The organism is Acidobacteriota bacterium (genome assembly GCA_026393755.1).
Classification (GTDB): domain Bacteria; phylum Acidobacteriota; class Vicinamibacteria; order Vicinamibacterales; family JAKQTR01; genus JBAXOX01.
In genome coordinates, this window is the sequence record JAPKZO010000006.1 from 24,275 (window position 1) to 43,079 (window position 18,805).

General features: G+C 66.0%; 14 protein-coding genes. 10 read left to right on the forward strand and 4 right to left on the reverse strand.

What is annotated here, in order from left to right:
- Nucleotides 1–37: 37 nt before the first annotated feature.
- Nucleotides 38–355, forward strand: coding sequence for a hypothetical protein (locus tag NTV05_02460; GenBank protein ID MCX6543257.1), 318 nt, complete (start codon nt 38–40; stop codon nt 353–355).
- On the opposite strand, the gene gatA is transcribed toward NTV05_02460, so the two are convergent.
- The gene (gene gatA, locus NTV05_02465; protein MCX6543258.1) at nt 352–1,857 is read right to left on the reverse strand and encodes an Asp-tRNA(Asn)/Glu-tRNA(Gln) amidotransferase subunit GatA; all 1,506 of its coding nucleotides are present in this window, start codon (nt 1,855–1,857) and stop codon (nt 352–354) included. The genes NTV05_02460 and gatA overlap by 4 nt on opposite strands.
- Nucleotides 1,857–2,156, reverse strand: a complete 300-nt coding sequence (locus NTV05_02470; GenBank protein MCX6543259.1) for an aspartyl/glutamyl-tRNA amidotransferase subunit C — start codon at nt 2,154–2,156, stop codon at nt 1,857–1,859. The genes gatA and NTV05_02470 overlap by 1 nt, the downstream gene beginning before the upstream one ends.
- 5 nt (nt 2,157–2,161) lie before the next feature.
- On the opposite strand from NTV05_02470, the gene amrB reads away from it, so the two are divergent.
- The 7 genes from amrB to queG all read left to right on the forward strand — a co-directional run bounded on the left by amrB (nt 2,162) and on the right by queG (nt 10,293).
- The gene (amrB, locus tag NTV05_02475) at nt 2,162–3,040 is read left to right on the forward strand and encodes an AmmeMemoRadiSam system protein B (protein ID MCX6543260.1); all 879 of its coding nucleotides are present in this window, start codon (nt 2,162–2,164) and stop codon (nt 3,038–3,040) included.
- A complete protein-coding gene (gene amrA / locus NTV05_02480; GenBank protein ID MCX6543261.1) occupies nt 3,037–3,582 on the forward strand; it encodes an AmmeMemoRadiSam system protein A in 546 nt (181 codons plus the stop codon). The genes amrB and amrA overlap by 4 nt, the downstream gene beginning before the upstream one ends.
- Nucleotides 3,582–4,295, forward strand: coding sequence for a hypothetical protein (locus NTV05_02485; protein ID MCX6543262.1), 714 nt, complete (start codon nt 3,582–3,584; stop codon nt 4,293–4,295). Before amrA ends, NTV05_02485 begins: the two co-directional genes overlap by 1 nt.
- A gap of 9 nt (nt 4,296–4,304) precedes the next feature.
- Nucleotides 4,305–5,351, forward strand: coding sequence for a UDP-3-O-(3-hydroxymyristoyl)glucosamine N-acyltransferase (lpxD, locus tag NTV05_02490; protein MCX6543263.1), 1,047 nt, complete (start codon nt 4,305–4,307; stop codon nt 5,349–5,351).
- A gap of 24 nt (nt 5,352–5,375) precedes the next feature.
- Nucleotides 5,376–6,521 (forward strand): lipid-A-disaccharide synthase, encoded by a 1,146-nt coding sequence (gene lpxB / locus NTV05_02495; protein MCX6543264.1) that lies wholly within the window; start codon nt 5,376–5,378, stop codon nt 6,519–6,521.
- Nucleotides 6,522–6,612: 91 nt separating this feature from the next.
- Nucleotides 6,613–9,243: an aconitate hydratase AcnA gene (gene acnA / locus NTV05_02500; GenBank protein ID MCX6543265.1), complete on the forward strand. Its 2,631-nt coding sequence runs from the start codon at nt 6,613–6,615 to the stop codon at nt 9,241–9,243.
- 3 nt (nt 9,244–9,246) lie between these two features.
- Nucleotides 9,247–10,293: a tRNA epoxyqueuosine(34) reductase QueG gene (queG, locus tag NTV05_02505; protein ID MCX6543266.1), complete on the forward strand. Its 1,047-nt coding sequence runs from the start codon at nt 9,247–9,249 to the stop codon at nt 10,291–10,293.
- A gap of 18 nt (nt 10,294–10,311) precedes the next feature.
- Here the strand turns inward: queG and acnB are convergent, their stop codons facing one another.
- Nucleotides 10,312–12,888 carry a bifunctional aconitate hydratase 2/2-methylisocitrate dehydratase gene (acnB, locus tag NTV05_02510; GenBank protein MCX6543267.1) on the reverse strand — a complete coding sequence of 859 codons (2,577 nt, stop codon included), beginning with the start codon at nt 12,886–12,888 and terminating at the stop codon, nt 10,312–10,314.
- Nucleotides 12,889–13,102: 214 nt separating this feature from the next.
- On the opposite strand from acnB, the gene NTV05_02515 reads away from it, so the two are divergent.
- Together NTV05_02515 and NTV05_02520 are read left to right on the forward strand one after the other, a co-directional pair.
- Entirely contained in the window at nt 13,103–16,474 is a 3,372-nt protein-coding gene (locus NTV05_02515; GenBank protein ID MCX6543268.1) for a S41 family peptidase, read from the forward strand.
- 849 nt (nt 16,475–17,323) lie between these two features.
- Nucleotides 17,324–17,650 (forward strand): nucleotidyltransferase domain-containing protein, encoded by a 327-nt coding sequence (locus NTV05_02520; GenBank protein MCX6543269.1) that lies wholly within the window; start codon nt 17,324–17,326, stop codon nt 17,648–17,650.
- Nucleotides 17,651–17,867: 217 nt separating this feature from the next.
- Here NTV05_02520 and NTV05_02525 read toward each other — a convergent pair whose 3' ends face one another.
- The gene (locus tag NTV05_02525; GenBank protein ID MCX6543270.1) at nt 17,868–18,644 is read right to left on the reverse strand and encodes a hypothetical protein; all 777 of its coding nucleotides are present in this window, start codon (nt 18,642–18,644) and stop codon (nt 17,868–17,870) included.
- Nucleotides 18,645–18,805: the final 161 nt, after the last annotated feature.

Consider the following 18,805-nt stretch of genomic DNA (forward strand, 5'->3'; position numbering starts at 1 on the left):
GTGGCTGCGCGTAGATGCGGCCAGGAAGCGAGGCCCCGTGTTCGCATTGCTGATGATCGGCGCAGTCCTCATGGGGATCGCGCTTGTGCTCGGACTGATTGCCGCCGTCTTCCACGTCGTGTTCTGGCTCGCCTTCCTCCCGTTCCGAATCGTGGGCGTGGTCTTCAGACTCGCGTTCGGCGTTCTGCTGCTGCCGATTCTGGCAATCGTCGGGATCGTCGTGCTGCTGGGCCTTGGCATCGCCGCGATTTTCGCCGTGCTGCTGCCGCTGGTTCCGGTCGTGCTGGCGGTGCTGGTGGTGTGGGGGCTCGCGAAGCTGCTTGCGCGTCCGGCAGTCGCGCCGCCTCGAGCCTAAGACCGGCCCCTCTCGTCAACGGTGGCGCGGTCATTCCGGCAGTCGCAGACGGGCGCCCGGCGTTCGATCCACCGGGTGTCCCGTTCGTACGCGTCGGCCACGCGAAACAACCCCGCCTCGTCGTATCGCCGGCCGATCAACTGGACGCCGATGGGCAGGCCGGATTCCGTGAATCCTCCCGCGATCGAGATGGCCGGCAGTCCGGCCAGCGACGACCCGACGGTGAAGACATCGGCGAGGTACATCTGAAGAGGGTTGTCCACGCGTTCGCCGAGGAGAAAGGCGGCCGTCGGACTGGTCGGGAGCATCACCGCATCGCACCGGGTCAGCACCGACTCCAGTTCGGCGGTGATGACGCGACGCACCTGCTGGGCCTTGAGATAGAACGCGTCGTAGTACCCGGCACTCAGCACGAACGTGCCCAGGATGATGCGGCGCTTGACCTCTGCCCCGAATCCCTCGTCGCGCGATCGCTCGTACATCTCGCGGAGTGATCCGACCCGGGCCGCGCGATATCCGTAGCGGACTCCGTCATAGCGCGCGAGATTGGAGCTGGCCTCGGCCGTCGCGATCACGTAGTAGACCGGGATGGCCAGGCCCGAATGCGGGAGGGCCACGTCGATGACGCTGGCACCCCGATCGCGCAGCACGGCGCCGACGCCGGTGATCGCGCGAGCAACTTCCAAATCGACACCCTCGCCGAGCAGCGCGGCTGGCACGCCGATTCGGCATCCGCGGATGTCGCCAGTCAGCCCGGACGCCCAGTCTGGCACGGGCTCACGCGACGCTGTCGCATCCAGATCATCGTGGCCGGCCATCGTCTGGAGCACGAGGGCCGCGTCGGCAACGGTGGACGCAAGCGGGCCGATCTGATCGAGCGATGAGGCGAACGACACGAGCCCGTACCGGGACACGCGGCCATACGTCGGGCGCATCCCCACCAGTCCGCAGAATCCCGCCGGCTGCCGCACCGATCCGCCTGTGTCAGATCCGAGCGCGACCGGCGCCATCCCGGCCGCCACGGCCGCGGCCGATCCGCCGCTCGATCCGCCGGGCGTGCGATCGAGTGCCCACGGATTGCGAACCGGACCAAAGGCCGAGTGCTCGTTCGACGATCCCATGGCGAATTCGTCGCAATTGGTCTTGCCGATGACGATGGCGCCGGCGGCTTCGAGACGGGCCACCGCGGTGGCGGTGTACGGCGGGCGATAACCCTCCAGCATGCGTGAACCCGCCGTGGTCGGCAGGCCCTTCGTGCAGAGGTTGTCCTTGACCGCGATGGGCACGCCGGCAAGCGCACCGCACGCGCCGCGATCGGGGGCGCGGTCGAGCTCCGCGGCGCGCTCTCGCGCGCCCTCGGCATTGACCGACAGGAAGGCACCAATCGTCTGATTGCCGGCGCTGATACGCGCCAGAGCCGTTTCACAGACGTCGGCGGCCGACAGGTCACCGCTGACAAACGACGCGCGGATTGACGTCGCGGTCCAGCAGGGATCGGGCATCAGCCGATCACCCTGGGGACGCGAAACAGGCCCTCGTCGTCTTTGCGATCGGGCGCGCCGCCGCGCACGGCCTCGCGCTCGACCGGCGGCCGAACGCAGTCCTCCCGCAGCGACATGGGCGCCGCGCCAGCTGGCGGCGTCGACGCTGTGGCGGCGGTATCGAACAGGAGAAGTTGTCTGGCGTACGTCAGGATATCGCCAAGCTGCCTGGCATAAAGGACTTCTTCGTCTCTGGTCAGTTGGAGCCTGGCCAGCGAGGCGACGTGGCGGATCGCGAAGTCGTCTCGCCGGTCGGGCATGGCCGATGCTAACATTCAGCTTGACGATGCCGCAACCAATCAGGCGCGCCGCCGTGGCTGGGACGTGGTACGCGGGACGGCCCGACGTGCTCGCGCAGGACATCGATCGGTGTCTCGGCCAGGTCCCCCACGCGGTCGATGGCGACATCGTCGGTCTCGTCGTTCCGCACGCCGGACTCATGTATTCCGGATCTGTCGCGGCACATGCCTACAAGGCGGTTGCCGGCCGCGCCTATGATGTCGCCGTGCTGATCGGACCCTCCCACTACGTCGGATTCGAAGGCGTGGCGATTCAGCGAACCGGATCGTTCGAGACGCCGCTGGGACGGGTCGTGATCTCGGAGGTCGATGCGGAGGCGATCGCGGCGGCCTCGCCCGCGGTGCACGATCGGGCGGCCGCCCACTTGCGCGAGCACTCGCTGGAGATGCAGTTGCCGTTTCTGCAGCGCGTGCTCCCAGAGACGCCGATCGTGCCGCTCGTGATGGGACACCAGACGCCGGCGACCATCAGCCGGCTCGCCGACGCCATCGTGGAGGCGTTGCCGACCCGTCGTGCGCTGCTCGTCGCGAGCAGCGATCTCTCGCATTTTCACCGCGCGGCCGACGCGGCGCGGCTCGACGCCGTGGTCGTCGATGCGATCAATCGATTTGATCCCGAGACGCTGGGGCGTGCGCTCGCCAAGTTCCCGGATCACGCCTGCGGCGGCGGGCCCATCGTGACGGTGATGCTCGCGGCGCGTGGCATGGGAGCAGCGGATGCCCGCGTGATGAAGTACGCCGATTCTGGCGATGTCTCAGGCGACAAGAGCTCCGTCGTCGGGTATCTGGCCGCGGTGCTGGGCACGCTGTCCGCATCGCGCGGGGGGGAGGCAGTTCCGCGATGACCACACCGTTGACGGCGCAAGAACGGCGCAGCCTGCTCGATGTGGCGCGCCAGGCCATTGCCGACCAACTGGCCGGCAGGCCGCAGGCATCAGCAAGTTCGGACGGTGTCTTCGAGCGGCGGTGCGGAGTATTTGTGTCCCTGCACCACGACGGCGAACTGCGAGGCTGCATCGGTTATCCCGATGGTGCACAGCCTCTCGGTATTGCCGTGCCGCGATGCGCGGTGTCGGCCGCGACCGGCGATCCCCGGTTTGCTGCCGTGACCGCCGCCGAACTCCCCGAGATCGACATCGAAATCTCCGTGCTGACGCCAGTCGAACCGGTGACGAGTCCGGCCGACATCGAGGTCGGGCGAGACGGCCTGATCGTCGAACAGCACTGGCATCGAGGGCTGCTGCTGCCTCAGGTGGCCACCGAATGGGGGTGGGACCGCGACACCTTCCTGGCGCAGACGTGTGTGAAGGCGGGCTTACCGCGCGAGGCCTGGAAGCGCGGAGCGTCAATCTTCCGCTTTCAGGCGGAGGTATTCGGCGACAGGTGATGAACGGCCCCGGCATCGATATCCACCTCGTGCCCGTCGGTTCGCAGGGCTACGAACTCTACTGTGAGGTCGAGGCGCAGACGGCTGTCCAGGCGGTCGGCAAGGCGGGAGGCCTGCGCGGTCGAATCGCACAAGGCTTTCATCGGACCATCCTCTACGTCGAGAGCGAGCGGCAACGGCGCTACGAACACGCGCACGAGGCGTCCGAACGGACGTGGGCCCAGCGGGTGCGCGACCGCGTAGTGGCGTGGGTCGCCGAACGCGTGGCCGAACAGCGCCTGCTGTGGCATCTGCGGACCCAGGCCTCGGCGACGGTGCATCATCCTGACGACCTGAGCGGAGCCGAGGCGTCAACGATCGTGATGGCCTCGCTGCGGCGAGACGCGCGCCGTCACCTCGTGTGGATGATCATCGACGCATGCGGATTTCTGGCCTTCCTGCCGCTGACGGCCATCCCGGGTCCGAATCTGCCGACCTACTACTTCTCGTTCCGGATGATCGGGCATTTCCTCTCGGCGATGGGGGCGCGCCACGGGCTCGCGCGCGTGGACTGGACCTACGTGCGAAGTGCTGAGATGACGGAGTTGCGCGTGTGCGCCGGGCTGGAGGCCGACGCGCGTGACGCCCTCGCCGCCGACGTGGCCGCACGGCTCAACCTGCGACATCTGGCGACCTTCGTGGAGCGGATGACGGCTGTGAAGCCCGTGCTATAATTTTGCGATTTGACACTGCGCGAACTGGCTGACCGTCTTGGCTGTCGCCTCGACGGTGACGGAAGCGTCACCGTGGGGCGCGTGGCCGGGCTCGACGAAGCGGGCCCGGGCGACGTGTCGTTTCTCGCCAACAGAAAATACACATCTTCGCTTGCCGCCACGAGAGCGTCTGCGGTGATCGTCGGCATCGACGGCCCGGCCGCGCCCTGTGCGACGCTGCGCACGCCTGATCCCTACCTCGCCTTCGCGAACGCGGCGACCCTGCTCGCTCCGGACGATCGTGTGCTGCCAGGCGTTTCGACGCATGCCGTGCTCGCGTCCGACGTGACGCTTGGCAAGGACGTGTCGATTGGACCGTTTGCGACGATCGGCTCAGGAGTGGTCGTCGGCGACCGCACCGTCATTCACTCGCACGCGGTCATCTATCCCGGCGTGCACGTGGGTGACGACTGCGTCATTCACTCTCTCGTCTCGATCCGCGAGCGCTGCCGCCTGGGCCACCGCGTGATCGTCCAGAACGGCGCGGTGATCGGGAGTGACGGATTCGGGTTCGCGCCGAGACCGGACGGGACCTACCAGAAGATCCCGCAGGTGGCCAGCGTCGTCATCGAGGATGATGTGGAGATCGGCGCCAACACTACCATCGATCGACCGGCGGTCGGCGAGACGCGAATTGGATCGGGAACCAAGATCGACAACCTGGTCCAGATCGCCCATGGCGTCCACGTTGGCCACCACGTGATGCTCGCGGCCCAGGTCGGGATCGCCGGCAGCACCACGATTGGCGATTCGGTCATGCTGGGCGGTCAGGTCGGCGTGGCGGGACACCTCGAGATCGGCGCGGGCACCCGGGCCACGGCGCAGAGCGGAATTCCGAACTCGGTGCCGGCCGGTTCGTTTGTTTCCGGCTACCCGGCGATCGACAATCGCGACTGGCTCAAGTCGTCGGCCGTGTTCCGTCGACTCCCCGAACTGAAGAAGGCCGTCGCGGACCTGGAGCGGCGTCTGGCGGCGATCGAGGCCGGGTCTCCGAAGACACCCACCGAAGAGCCGTAGCGGCCCCACATCATGGCCAGCGTGATGATTTCGTGCGGCGAGGCGTCGGGCGATCTCTACGCCGGCGCGTTGACGACGGAACTCAGGCGGCTGCGGCCGGACATCCGGGTCACCGGACTTGGAGGCGAGCGGCTGCGGACCGCGGGCGCAGAACTGGTGGGCGACTACCGAGGGCTGGCGGTGACGGGCCTGGTCGAGGCGCTTCGCGTGCTGCCGCGCGCGTGGCGCATGCAGCAGATGCTGGTCGCCCACGCGCGGGCGAACCGACCGGACGCCCTGGTCGTCATCGATTTTCCGGACTTCAATTTCCGCCTGGCCTCGACGCTGCACCGGCTGGGCGTGCCGGTCGTCTACTACATCTGTCCGCAGGTGTGGGCCTGGAGGCGAAGCCGTCTTCGCGAGATGAAGCGGTTCACCGACCGCGCCCTGGTCATCTTTCCGTTCGAAGAAGCCATCTACCGTGAGGCCGGCATCCCGGTCCGTTTCGTCGGCCACCCGCTGCTCGATCTGGAGGTGGCTGGTCCGTCGCGCGAGGAGATTCTGGCGCAGGTGGGCTTCGAGCCCGACCGGCCGACGATCGCGCTCCTGCCCGGCAGCCGTCCCAACGAGCTGCGGGCCATCCTGCCGACCATCAGCCGGGCGCTGCCCCTGATTGTCGCGCGCCTGCCGCGCGCGCAGTTCCTGGTGGCGCGGGCACCGGGCCTGGCTGACGATCTATTCGCGCCTGTGCTCAGACAGGCGGTCTCGTTCAGGATTGCGACACTCGAGGCGCGGGCCGACGACGTGCTGGCGGCGGCCGATGTGGTCATCACGGCATCTGGAACGGCAACAGTGCAGACGGCCATGCACGAGCGGCCGATGGTCATCGTCTACCGGGTGTCCCCGTTGACCTATCAACTGGGCAAGCGGTTCGTGACGGTGACGACGTTCGGCATGGCGAACCTGGTGGCAGGCGAGCGCATCGTGCCGGAACTCATTCAGGATGGATTCACCCCCGAGGCGGTGGCGGCCGAGACCCTGCGGTACTTTGACGACCCGGCATACGCGGCGCACACGCGTGCCCGGCTGCACGACGTGCGGACGGCGCTTGGAGCCACTGGGGCCAGCCGCCGCGCGGCCGAGCAGGTACTCGAGGTCTGCGCGCTCGCCGGAAAGACGTCCGCTACCTGATAAACTACTGAGTTGCTGCGCCGACGCCCGCGCCTGTTCACGAGGGCGACGGACGGTCGCACGATCCCGCATTCGTGGAGTACACGACATCATGACGATCCTCAATTCATTCGATGCCTTTCGTGATCTCGACGTCAGCGGCGAGCGGCTGCGCTACGCCAGTCTTCCGGCTCTTGCGGCTGGCGGCTATCCGGAGGTGGCCCGCCTGCCGTTCTCGTTGAAGATCCTGCTCGAGAACCTGCTCCGCAACGAGGATGGCACCCACGTCACGAAGACAGACATCGAGGTGCTGGCGACGTGGAATCCGTCGCGGCGCGTGGAGAAGGAGATCGCGTTCACGCCGGCGCGCGTTCTGCTGCAGGATTTCACTGGCGTGCCGGCCGTTGTCGATCTTGCGGCGATGCGCGATGCGACAGCGCGGCTCGGCGGCGATCCAAACCGCGTCAATCCGATACAGCCGATGGAACTCGTCATCGACCACTCCGTCCAGGTTGACCACTTCGGCACGGCCGACGCATTCCCGCTGAACGCCGACCTCGAATACGCGCGCAACAAGGAGCGATATCGCTTCCTGCGCTGGGGCCAGAATGCGTTCTCCAACTTCCGCGTCGTGCCGCCCGAGACGGGCATCGTCCACCAGGTCAACCTCGAGTTCCTGGCGCGCGTCGTGTTCCGCGCGGAAATCGATGGCGTGGCGTGGGCCTACCCCGACACGGTCGTCGGCACCGACTCTCACACGACGATGGTCAATGGGCTGGGAGTTGTCGGGTGGGGCGTCGGCGGGATTGAGGCCGAGGCGCCGGCTGGGACTACGGCGACCGATGTCGTGCTCACCGTCACCGAAGCGCTGCGCAAGAAGGGCGTGGTGGGGAAGTTCGTCGAGTTCTTCGGTCCGGGCCTGGCGTCGCTGACGCTGGCGGATCGCGCGACGCTCTCGAACATGTGTCCAGAGTACGGTGCGACGATCGCGGTCTTCCCGATCGATGCGATGACGACGGACTATCTGCGCTTGACGGGCCGCGATGCGAAGAGCGTTGCGCTGGTCGAGGCGTATGCGAGGGCACAAGGGTTCTTCGTCGAGGGCACAGTGCCAGAGGCCGCGTACGACGACGTGATTGAGCTGGACCTGGCGACGGTGGTGCCATCGCTGGCGGGCCCGAAGAGGCCACAGGATCGCGTGTCGCTGTCGGCCGCGAAGTCGAAGTTTGCCGAGGTTCTGCCTCAGTTGCTGGCCGAGCGCAAGAAGCCTGCGGCGGCTGAGGGGGCGGGCGGGGTCGCGGTCGCGTCGGAAATGGCGATTGATCACGGCGCCGTGGTGGTGGCGGCCATCACCAGTTGCACGAACACATCGAATCCGAGCGTGCTCATCGCCGCGGGCCTCGTGGCGAAGAAGGCTGTCGAGCGCGGGTTGATGCGTAAGCCGTGGGTCAAGACGAGCCTGGCACCCGGATCAAAAGTGGTGACCGACTACCTCGCGAAGGCCGGCCTCACGAAGTATCTCGACGCGTTGGGCTTCAACCTGGTCGGGTACGGCTGCACGACGTGCATCGGCAACAGCGGCCCGCTGATTGACGAAGTGACGGCGCAGGTGGAGGAGCGCGGGCTGATCGTGGCCTCCGTGCTGAGTGGCAACCGGAACTTCGAGGGCCGGGTGCAGCCGCTCGCCCGGGCCAGCTACCTGGCGTCGCCGCCGCTCGTGGTGGCGTACGCGCTGGCTGGCACGATGACGCTCGATCTGACCACCGAGCCCCTTGGCCGCGACAAGAGCGGCGCGCCGGTCTATCTCAAGGACATCTGGCCGACCGAGCGCGAAATCCAGCAGACGATGGGCACCGCCATCAAGGCTGAGATGTTCCGTGAGGTATACAGCAAGGTGTTCGAAGGAGATTCGCGGTGGCAGAAGATTGTGCCGCCCGCCGGTGCTCGATTTGCCTGGGATGCTTCATCCACCTATATCCAGAACCCGCCGTACTTTGACGGACTGACACCCGAGCCGCCCGCTCCTCAGACCATCGCGGGGGCGCGGGTGCTGGCGGTGCTCGGCGACAGCATTACGACGGATCATATTTCGCCGGCCGGCAACATCAAGGCCGATAGCCCGGCGGGGAAGTACCTCCAGTCGAAGGACGTCCAGCCGAAGGACTTCAACCAGTACGGCGCGCGGCGCGGGAACCACGAGGTGATGATGCGGGGCACATTCGCCAACATCCGCCTGAAGAACGAGATGGTGCCGGGCGTGGAGGGAGGCATCACCACCTATCTGCCGGGCGGCGAGGTGATGCCGATCTTCGATGCCGCGATGAAGTACAAGGCGGCTGGTGTGCCGCTCGTCATCCTGGCAGGCAAGGAGTACGGGTCGGGCTCGTCGCGCGATTGGGCCGCCAAGGGCGCGGCGCTGCTGGGGGTCAAACTGGTCATCGCGGAGAGCTTCGAGCGCATTCACCGCAACAATCTGGTCAATATGGGCGTGCTGGCGCTGCAGTTCAAGGCGGGTCAGAATGCTGCTGCGCTCGGTCTGAGCGGACAGGAGACGTTTGAGATTGTGAGCGTGGCAACCGATGCGTTGAAGCCCCGCGGCGACATCACTGTGAAGGCCACGCTGCCCGATCGTTCGGTCAAGGAGTTCACGGCGACGGTGCGAATCGACACGCCCGAAGAGCTGGTCGCGTTCAGGCACGGCGGCATCCTGCAGTACATGGTGCGGCAGATGCTCAAGAAGTAGACGGTGACCTCCGCCCAGATCAAGGCTCGGGCGACAGAACTCGGGTTCGATCTGTGCGGCGTCGCGCCGGTCGGCGACTTTCCGGAATTGGGCTACCTGCCGTCGTGGCTGGCCGAAGGCCGCGCCGGCCGCATGACCTATCTCAATCGCACCGCCAGACGCCGGGCCGATGTCCGGCAGTGGCAGCCGTCGGCCCGCTCGGTCATCGTCGTCGCGTGTCTCTACAACACCGATCGGCCGTACTCCACCGAGATCGCCGACCACGGCGTCGCGCTCATCGCGCGGTACGCGTCTGGCTCTGACTACCACCGGCTGATGACGGAGCGGCTCAACGATCTGCTGAACTGGCTGACGGCCGCCAGTTCCGTAGCGTTCGACGCGCGCGTGTCGGTCGACACCGGGCCCGTTCAGGAGCGTGTCTATGCGCAGCGTGCCGGCATCGGCTGGATCGGGAAGAACACGTGCGTCATTAACCCGGAACTCGGTTCGTGGATCCTGCTCGGCGAGCTCATCACCAGTCTTCCGCTCGAGCCGGACACACCGGCACTTGATCAGTGCGGGACGTGCACGCTGTGCCTCGAGGCCTGCCCGACCCACGCGATTGTCGAGCCGCGCGTGCTCGACGCCAGGCTGTGCCTGTCGTATCTGACCATCGAGATCAAGGGGAGCATTCCCGTTGAGCAGCGCGCCGGCATGGGCGCGCACGTGTTCGGTTGTGACATCTGCCAGGACGTCTGTCCGTACAACCTGCGCGAGCCGCGCGTGGCGGGGCCGGAATGGGCGCCTCGCCCGGCGCTCGATCGGCCCCGTCTCGTAGACCTGTGGTCGCGATCGGACCGTGGGCTGGAGGACGCGATCGAGGGCACCGCACTCGTCAGGCGCGGTGTCGCCGGCCTGCGGCGCAATCTCGCGGTCGCGCTTGGCAACAGCGGCGACGCGGCGACACGGCGCGCGCTGGCCGAGCCACCGAGCGACACTGGCGCGCCATCGCTCAGCGATCCCGTCATTGCCGAGCACCTGGCGTGGGCGCGAGAGCGCTGCGGCCGGTGACCAGGCTCGGCATATCAACTAGATCCGTACGGTGTCTGCCACCTCCCGGAAGTCCGCGATCTGATCGAAATTCATGTAGCGGTAGATGTCCTTGGACTTTGCGCTCACGATAGCCACGTGGGCCATGTACTCGGCCATCGTGGGGATCTTCCCGAGGATGGCGCAGACGGCCGACAACTCGGCGCTGGCGAGGTAGACCTGTGTGTCTAGCCCCAGGCGGTTGGGGAAGTTGCGGGTGGATGTGGAGACGGCGGTGCTGCCCTTGCGGATCTGCGCCTGGTTGCCCATGCAGAGCGAGCAGCCGGGCATCTCCAGGCGGGCGCCGGTGCGGCCCAGGATGCCGTAGTAGCCTTCCTGCCTGAGGATGTACTCGTCCATCTTGGTGGGCGGTGCGATCCAGAGCCGGGTGTTGAGGTCCGTCTTCCCATCGAGCAGCAGGCCTGCCGCGCGGAAGTGGCCGATGTTCGTCATGCAGGAGCCGATGAAGACCTCGTCGATCTTCTGGCCGGCCACCTCGCCGAGCGGCTTCACATCGTCTGGATCGTTGGGGCAGGCGAGGATGGGTTCCTTGACGTCGGCCAGGTCGATCTCGATGACGGCGGCATAACTGGCGTCGGCGTCCGGCGCGAGCAGTTCGGGCCTGGCCAACCAGGCCTGCATGGCCTTGATGCGGTTCTCGAGCGTTTGGCGATGCTCGTAGCCGTTGGCAATCATCCACTTCATGAGCGTGATGTTCGAGCGTATGTACTCGATGATCGGTTCCTTGCCGAGATGCACGGTGCAGCCGGCGGCGGAGCGCTCGGCGGAGGAGTCGGACAGCTCAAAGGCCTGTTCCACCTTCAGCTTGGGCAGGCCCTCGATCTCGACGATGCGACCCGAGAACACGTTCTTCTTGCCCTTCTTCTCCACGGTCAGCAGGCCCTGCCGGATGGCGTACAGGGGAATGGCGTTGACCAAGTCGCGCAGGGTGATGCCTGGATGCATCTCGCCCTTGAAGCGCACCAGCACGGACTCTGGCATGTCGAGGGGCATGACGCCGGCCGCGGCGGCGAAGGCCACGAGGCCAGAGCCCGCAGGGAAGGAGATGCCGATCGGGAAGCGGGTGTGAGAGTCGCCGCCGGTGCCGACGGTATCAGGCAGCAGCAGGCGGTTCAACCAGCTGTGGATGACGCCGTCACCGGGCTTGAGCGACACACCGTGGCGGTTGATGATGAAGGGCGGCAGCTCGCGGTGGGTCTTCACGTCCACGAGCTTGGGATAGGGCGCGGTGTGGCAGAAGGACTGCATCACCATGTCGGCGGAAAACTGGAGGCAGGCCAGGTCCTTCAACTCGTCCCGGGTCATCGGACCCGTGGTGTCTTGCGAGCCCACGGTGGTCATCTTCGGCTCGCAGTAGGCGCCGGGACGGACGCCTGTCATGCCGCAGGCACGGCCCACGATCTTCTGGGCCAGGGAGTACCCCTTGCCCGTGTCGGCTGGCGTGGCGGGCATGCGGAAGGCCGTGGAGGGCGCGAGGCCCAGGGCCTTGCGCGCTCTGGCGGTCAGGCCCCGGCCGATGATGAGGGGGATACGGCCGCCGGCGCGGACCTCGTCGAAGATGACGTCGGACTTGATCCTGAACTCGGCGATGACCTGGCCGTTCTTCAGGGCCTTGCCCTCGTAGGGGCGCAACTCGATACAATCGCCCATGTCCATGCCGTTCACGTCCAGTTCGATGGGCAGGGCGCCGGAGTCCTCCATCGTGTTGAAGAAGATGGGCGCGATCTTGGCGCCCAGGCAGACGCCGCCGAAGCGCTTGTTGGGCACGAAGGGGATGTCCTCGCCTGTGAACCACAACACTGAGTTGGTGGCGGACTTGCGGGACGAACCCGTGCCCACCACATCGCCCACGTAGGCCACCAGGTGACCCTTGGCCCGCAGAGCCTCCAGTTGCTTGAGGGGGCCGATCTTGCCGGGAACGTCGGCCTCGATGCCAGGCCGCGGGTTTTTCAGCATGGCCAGCGCGTGCAGCGGAATGTCGGGACGGCTCCATGCATCCGGGGCCGGCGACAGGTCATCGGTGTTGGTTTCGCCCGTGACCTTGAACACGGTGAGCGTCAGGCTATGCGGGACGTCGGGACGGCTGGTGAACCATTCGGCCTCGGCCCACGACGTCAGAACCGATTTCGCGTGGACATTGCCGGCGTCGGCCTTGGCCTTGACCTCCTCAAATGCATCGAAGACCAGCAGAGTCTTCTTCAGGCCCTTGGCGGCCAGGCCACCGACTTGAGAATCGTCCAGGAGGTCGATCAGTGGCTGCACGTTGAACCCGCCGAGCATGGTCCCCAGCAGCTCGGTAGCCTTTTCGCGCGAGACCAGGGCACACGTTTCGGCGCCCTTCGCCACGCGAGCGAGGAAGCCGGCTTTCACGCGGGCGGCGTCATCCACACCGGCGGGGACGCGGTGGACGAGCAGATCCAGCAGAAAGGCCTCTTCGCCTTTGGGAGGAGTCGCGAGGAGCGGGAGCAGGCTCTGGGTCTGAGCTTCGGTCAGGGGTTCTGGCGGGATGTCCTGAGCGGCTCGCTCGGCGACGTGTTGACGGTAGGATTCGAGCACGATCATCTCCTGTATGGATGCGGGTCAGCAGCGCAAAAGAACATTCTACATCCCCCTTCGCGATCCCATGGCGGTCGAGCGCTTGGCATGGATCCGCCGCCGGCGAACTACGGAGGCTGCTGCCTGATTCTCGAAGTAGAATCTCGACGACAGGCCCCGGCTGAGGGCCATTCCGCCCCGGCAGCCCGTCGTGCCCCGCATCGAGGAGTGTGTTATGACGCACGTGCATCGATCATTCGCTCTCGTTCTGGTCTGCGCCACGCTGTTCGCCGGCGTCTTCGTCCTCACCGGCCGCGGAGCCGAGGAAGCGCGCGCGATCCGGTTCGCGCACATCCCGCACGTCGCGAACGACGGGCGCGTGGCCTTCTCGTACCACGAGGACATCTGGATCGCCGAACCGACCGGCGCGAATGTGCGGCGACTGACCAACAACCTGGGCAATGATTTCGGACCGCGATTCTCGCCCGACGGCAAGTGGATCGCGTTCACGAGCAATCGCACGGGCAACAACGACGTCTTCCTGATGGCCGCGGCCGGTGGCGAGCCGCGCCAGTTGACGTTTCACTCCGGCGACGACCAGGCGCTCTACTGGATGCCGGACGGCAAGTCGATCCTGATCTCGAGCAACCGAGGGCCGTTCGCGTACGGATCGCCGCTCTACACCCTGCCGATCGACGGCGGCATCGAAGAGCCGCTGAAGATGGCCAACGCCCGCCTCGGCATGATGAAGCAGGACGGGACACTCCTGGCTTTCAACCGCACCCTGCCTTCGTCGGGCGTCTGGCGCAAGACCTTTCGCGGCAACTCCGCGCCCGGCATCGCCGTGCAGGATGTGAAGACCGGCGACATCACCGAGATCACCAACGGCGACATGAAGACCTACCAGGATCATTTCCAGGACGTGTACCCCATGTGGGGCGCCGACGGGATGATCTACTTCGCGTCCGAGCGCGACGGCACTTACAACATCTGGCGCATTGGCGCGAAGGGCGGTCCGGCACAGCAGGTGACGCGCTTCAAGTCCGGCGGCGTGTTCTATCCGTCGATCTCGCCAGACGGCAAGAAGATGGCGTTCCAGAACGAGTTCGATCTGTGGACGCTCGACCTGCCGAACGGCCAGCCCAAGAAACTGACGATCCCGCTCTCGTTCGACGCGAAGGACAGTGACCTCAACGTGCTGATAACGACCAATCTCGCCGACGGATTCAGTCCGGCGCCGGACGGGAACTACGTCGCCGTGGACGTCCGTGGCGACATCCAGCTCGTGCCGAGCGAGCAGGGCATCGGCGAGCAGACGGCGGTCGCGCGCACCGCGTGGAAGGAATTCGGCGAGCAGTTCTCGCCCGATGGAAAGACGATCGCCTATATCGCAGACGAGTCCGGCGATCAGGAGGTGTGGACGTACGACCTGGCCAGCGGTTCGAGGAAGCGGCTGACGAAGCAGGAGTCCGAAAAGAGCGGGATCGCGTGGGCGTCGAACTCGCAGAAGCTGCTCTACGGCGGGGACAACAAGATCTGGGAAGTCGACCTGACGGCGGCGCAAGCGGCGCCCAAGGAACTGGCGTCGAACCCGGCGGGCGGATTCAGCGGCGTGCAGTACGCCGCGAACGCGACGTGGCTCACTTACAGCCGCCGAGACGTCGAGTCGAACGCCGATGTGTATCTGTACGACATCGCGGCGAAGAAGGAATACAACGTCACGCACCATCCGTTGACCGACGGGAGCGGCGTCCTCACGCCCGACGGCAAGTCAGTCGTGTTCACGTCGAGCCGCGACGGTGCCACCAACCAGCTCTTCGTCGTGTCTCTGGCGAAGCGGACCGAGGATCCTGACGATCCGCTTGTGCGGGAACGGATTCGGAATGCGGCGGCGGCGACATCCGGGCGCGGGGCCAGAGGGGCAGCCGCCGCGGGGGGCAGCGAGCCAGGCGCTGCGGCGGGCGCCGCCAGCGCTCAAACGGCGCCGGCGACGATCGAGCTCGACGGCATCGAGAAGCGCGCGCGGCAGCTGACGCGCGGGACGACCCCCGTCAGCGGCTTCTTCCTTTCCAATGACGGCAAGACGATCTACTTCGCGATCGGCGCTGGCGGCCGAGGCCGCGGCGCGGCTCCGGCTCCGACTCCCGCACCCACTCCGGTCCCGGCGCGTGGGCGTGGCGCGTCGACGCCGGCGGCCGAGGACAGCACTTCGGGGCTCTTCGCGATTGGCATCGACGGGCGCGATCGCCGCAGCGTCGCGACAGGGTCCTTTCCCGGCATGGTGCCGACGCCCGATCGGCGCGCCGTGTTCTTCCGCGCGGCGTCGACCGAAGCCGCGGGCGGACGCGGAGCGGCGCCAGGCAACACGGTGTCGGGCCAGGAGGTCCATCGGCTGGTCCTGCAAGGCGGCCGCCAGGAGCGCGTCAGCTTCACGTTCCCAATCCGCGTCGACCGCTCCGCCGAGTGGAAGCAGATGTTCGAAGAGACGTGGCGGGTGATGAAGTACCGCTACTACAACCCCGCGATGAACGGCCATGACTGGGCCGCCGTCAAGGCGAAGTACGAGCCGATGCTCGAGTTCGTCGGGACCAACGAGGACGTCTACGACCTCGGCAACGCGATGATCGGCGAGCTCGGCAGCTCGCACACCGGGATGAGCGGGCCGCCGACGCACACGATGGACCGGCTGTACCAGACGCGCTTTCTCGGTTTCGAGATCGAAGCCGCGAACGGCGCGTACAGAATCAACCACATCTACCGGGACGGACCGGCCGACAAGGAGTGGCTCGGCCTCGGCGTCGGCGACTACGTGCTCGCGATCGACGGCCAGCACATCAAGGCGGGCGACAACTACTGGAAGATCCTCTCGGACCGGACGACAGAGTACGTGCCGGTGAAGGTGGCGAAGACGCCGGCTGGCGAGGGCGCGCGCGTGGTGCGGATCGCGAGCGTCACGAACCTCTCGAACATCAAGTACGAGGAGTTCGTGCAGACCAACCGCGACGCGGTGGAGAAGGCGACCGGCGGGCAGATCGCCTACGTGCACATCCGGTCGATGGATCAGCCGTCCCTGGAGCGCTTCCGGAGCGAGATCGACCGCTACTGGCAGAAGAAAGGGATCATCGTCGACGTCCGGTACAACACCGGTGGCAACATCGATTTCGAGCTGCTCGACATCCTGGAGCGGCGCCCGTACATGTTCACGAATCAGCGCACCGGAGCCCGCACATGGGGCCGGCGGCCGCAGCAGGCGATCGCGGGGCCGAAGGTCATGATGATCAACCAGCGGTCGTTCTCGGATGCCGAGGCGACGCCGATGGGTTTCCGCACGCTCGGGATCGGCAGGTTGGTCGGCACGCCGACGGCTGGCGGCGTGATCTGGACGGGCAGCTACGCGTTGATCAACGGCGGATCGGTTCGCACGCCGGGTTCGCTGGCGGCCGTCTACGATCCGGCCAAGCCGAACAACTACGGCACGAATCTCGAGAACTACGGCGTCCCGCCCGACGTGTGGGTGCAGAACTCGCTCAACGACGAAATGAAGGGGATCGATCGCGAACTCGCGACGGCGATCGAAGAAGTGATGCGGATGCTGACGGCGCGGTAGCGCGCCGGCGCCGCAGTTGATCCGGCTCTCGATCAAGCTCAGGTCAAGACCCGTCTATGTTTCCGTCCTACCCACGATCGGGTCATGTAGCGCCCTTCTTCTGCCGTGGTCGTGTGCTATAACTCGGCTGCCGGATGCCGCATCCACTTGAGACTCGCCTCCGTTCTCGCGTCTGGTCTTACCCGATTGCGTTGTTTGCCATCGCGATACTCGTGCCCGGCGTGGTGCTCGTGCTGGTGGCCCTTCGTGTCGGAGGCCGGTGTCCGCGTCTCGCCGGACCGGCAGCTTCTCTACGACATGTCCGGGCCTCACGTTCCCGTGACATTTGCACTCGCCCCGTCCCTCGCATCAGCCGACGCCATCGAACTCCACGAGTAGGACTTTGCAAGGGCGGCGAAGGCGTACCAGGGTTTGCTGGTTGCGGTGGGTCGCCGGGGCTCTGGCAACTGGACGTGATAAACGGACGACAACGTGGCGATGCGCGACTGCTCAGGCCGGATCTGGGTCCGTTGATCGCCCGAGGCGCGAGAGTGGCCCGAGACGGCTCGGTGCTTTACGCGCGGTCGGGGTCCAGCACAGACGTCATGATCGCATCGACTGACCCGTCGACAGGCGTTTGCTCTATACGGAGTTGGCCTCAGAGCCCGGGCAGCTGTGGGCACTCGAAAACGTCCTCCCGATCCCGACGCCGTCCAAGCCAAAGGGTGCGAAGTAAGGGCTCGTGGGGCTACAGTCAGGTCGGCACCGGGTGTTGGACTCGATACGTGCTCGGAGGATGGGAAGAGCCAGGGACGGTTCGGCGGGCGCCCGCCGGTTGAAGCGAACCAACAATCCCGCTATGCTGACCCCGTGAAACCCCTTGCGCCGATCCTTTCGCCCGACGGGCTCCGCACCGCGCTCCGTGCGTTCTGCGAAAGACATCCGATCCGACGACTCGACGTCTTTGGATCGGCGGCAAGCGGGCAGGCGGGACCTCGCAGTGACGTCGATTTGCTCGTGACGTTGGACGACTCCGTTCCCGTGTCGACGCTCGAGATTCTGGAGATGGCAGGCGAGGCTGAGGAGCTTGTGGGGGTGCCAGTAGACTTCGTCCTGCGTCAGGCGCTCGACCGGTCCTCCAATGGCTCCGCCAGGCAGCACATTCTCGCGACGGCCGTGAAGTTGTATGGACGCTGATCAAGTTGGGCGCCTTCGAGACATTCTCGGTTCCTGAACTGCTAACTGTCCTCGAGCAGTTCTTTGCCTCTCCGTCCTCGTAGTCTCGGGATGGCGGACTAACAGACCAGACGGGAACTGAAGCAGTACGTAGAACGCTGGCGCTTCGCGGCGCCTGCACTTGAGGCTCAGCGTCTGTCGGAGCTCGGACGTCTGGACGACGAGACCCTGAGGAGTCCTACAACGCCACACACTCCGGTTTCGGCTGTTGCTTTGCGAGCAACCAGCCAAGAACCGCTCCTGCGGCCGCGAACGGCAGCGCTGCTTGCAGGAGCATGACTGGCGAGGAGAGCCAGTAGTTCCAGAGTCGTCCATCGGCGAAGAACAAGAACAGTCCCGCCATCGGGGCAGGGGACAGGGCTGCACCGAGCAGGGCGAGCCAACGTCTTCTCTTTATGCCTCGGCGTGCGGCGAGCAGAATCGGCAGGTGAACGACTCCGGCCACGGCGGTGAACCACAAGCCGAGCAGGAAGGCACCATTGAGGAAGTGAATCGCCGCCGACGGTGATCGCACGACGGGCACCCCGACAGCTACGATGAGGAACGCCGCATAGCCTCCCGCAAGACAGAACAGCGGACGGCGGTAGATGGGATCGCCACCGCCAGGCGTTTTCGACGCGACGGCGGCAACGATCGCGCTCATGAATGCCACGCACGCGACAAGAAATGCCACGCGCCATAAGTGGCCATACAGTGGCATCGACGGGTGGGGATGACGGAGATTCAACCATCCGTAGAAGGACATCCCCATGATCAATCCAACGGCGAAGCAGTTGGCGAACATCTGGCGGAAGTGGAGGCCGATACCAGAAGCACGCAGCACAATCGGAGCCACAATGGCCATGACGAAGAAGGGGTTCACTTGTGCGGGGCCGCTTCTGAAACCGGTCTCTGACCAGACAAGAAGAGCTGCTCCCGTCAAACCCAACACCGCGATCACGAGCGAGCGACTCATAGGCCCCCCCCCGAACAGACACGGACCGACCAGGACTCGAATAAGCGCACCGTAGCCACGAAGATAGACAACCAATCGGCGCCAGCCCTCGGTGTCGGCTTGTCGCACTTCATATTGAAGATCTGCTACGGTCGGCGCGATGAGAGCCTCGACGGTGACCG

Excerpts from the sequence above, each read along its gene's own strand:
- NTV05_02470 (MCX6543259.1), bottom strand. The coding sequence starts at position 2,156 with ATGCCCGACCGGCGAGACGACTTCGCGATCCGCCACGTCGCCTCGCTG.
- NTV05_02485 (MCX6543262.1), top strand. The coding sequence starts at position 3,582 with ATGAACGGCCCCGGCATCGATATCCACCTCGTGCCCGTCGGTTCGCAG.
- amrA (MCX6543261.1), top strand. The coding sequence starts at position 3,037 with ATGACCACACCGTTGACGGCGCAAGAACGGCGCAGCCTGCTCGATGTG.
- lpxB (MCX6543264.1), top strand. The coding sequence starts at position 5,376 with ATGATTTCGTGCGGCGAGGCGTCGGGCGATCTCTACGCCGGCGCGTTG.
- amrB (MCX6543260.1), top strand. The coding sequence starts at position 2,162 with ATGCTAACATTCAGCTTGACGATGCCGCAACCAATCAGGCGCGCCGCC.
- NTV05_02525 (MCX6543270.1), bottom strand. The coding sequence starts at position 18,644 with ATGAGTCGCTCGCTCGTGATCGCGGTGTTGGGTTTGACGGGAGCAGCT.
- acnA (MCX6543265.1), top strand. The coding sequence starts at position 6,613 with ATGACGATCCTCAATTCATTCGATGCCTTTCGTGATCTCGACGTCAGC.
- gatA (MCX6543258.1), bottom strand. The coding sequence starts at position 1,857 with ATGCCCGATCCCTGCTGGACCGCGACGTCAATCCGCGCGTCGTTTGTC.
- NTV05_02515 (MCX6543268.1), top strand. The coding sequence starts at position 13,103 with ATGACGCACGTGCATCGATCATTCGCTCTCGTTCTGGTCTGCGCCACG.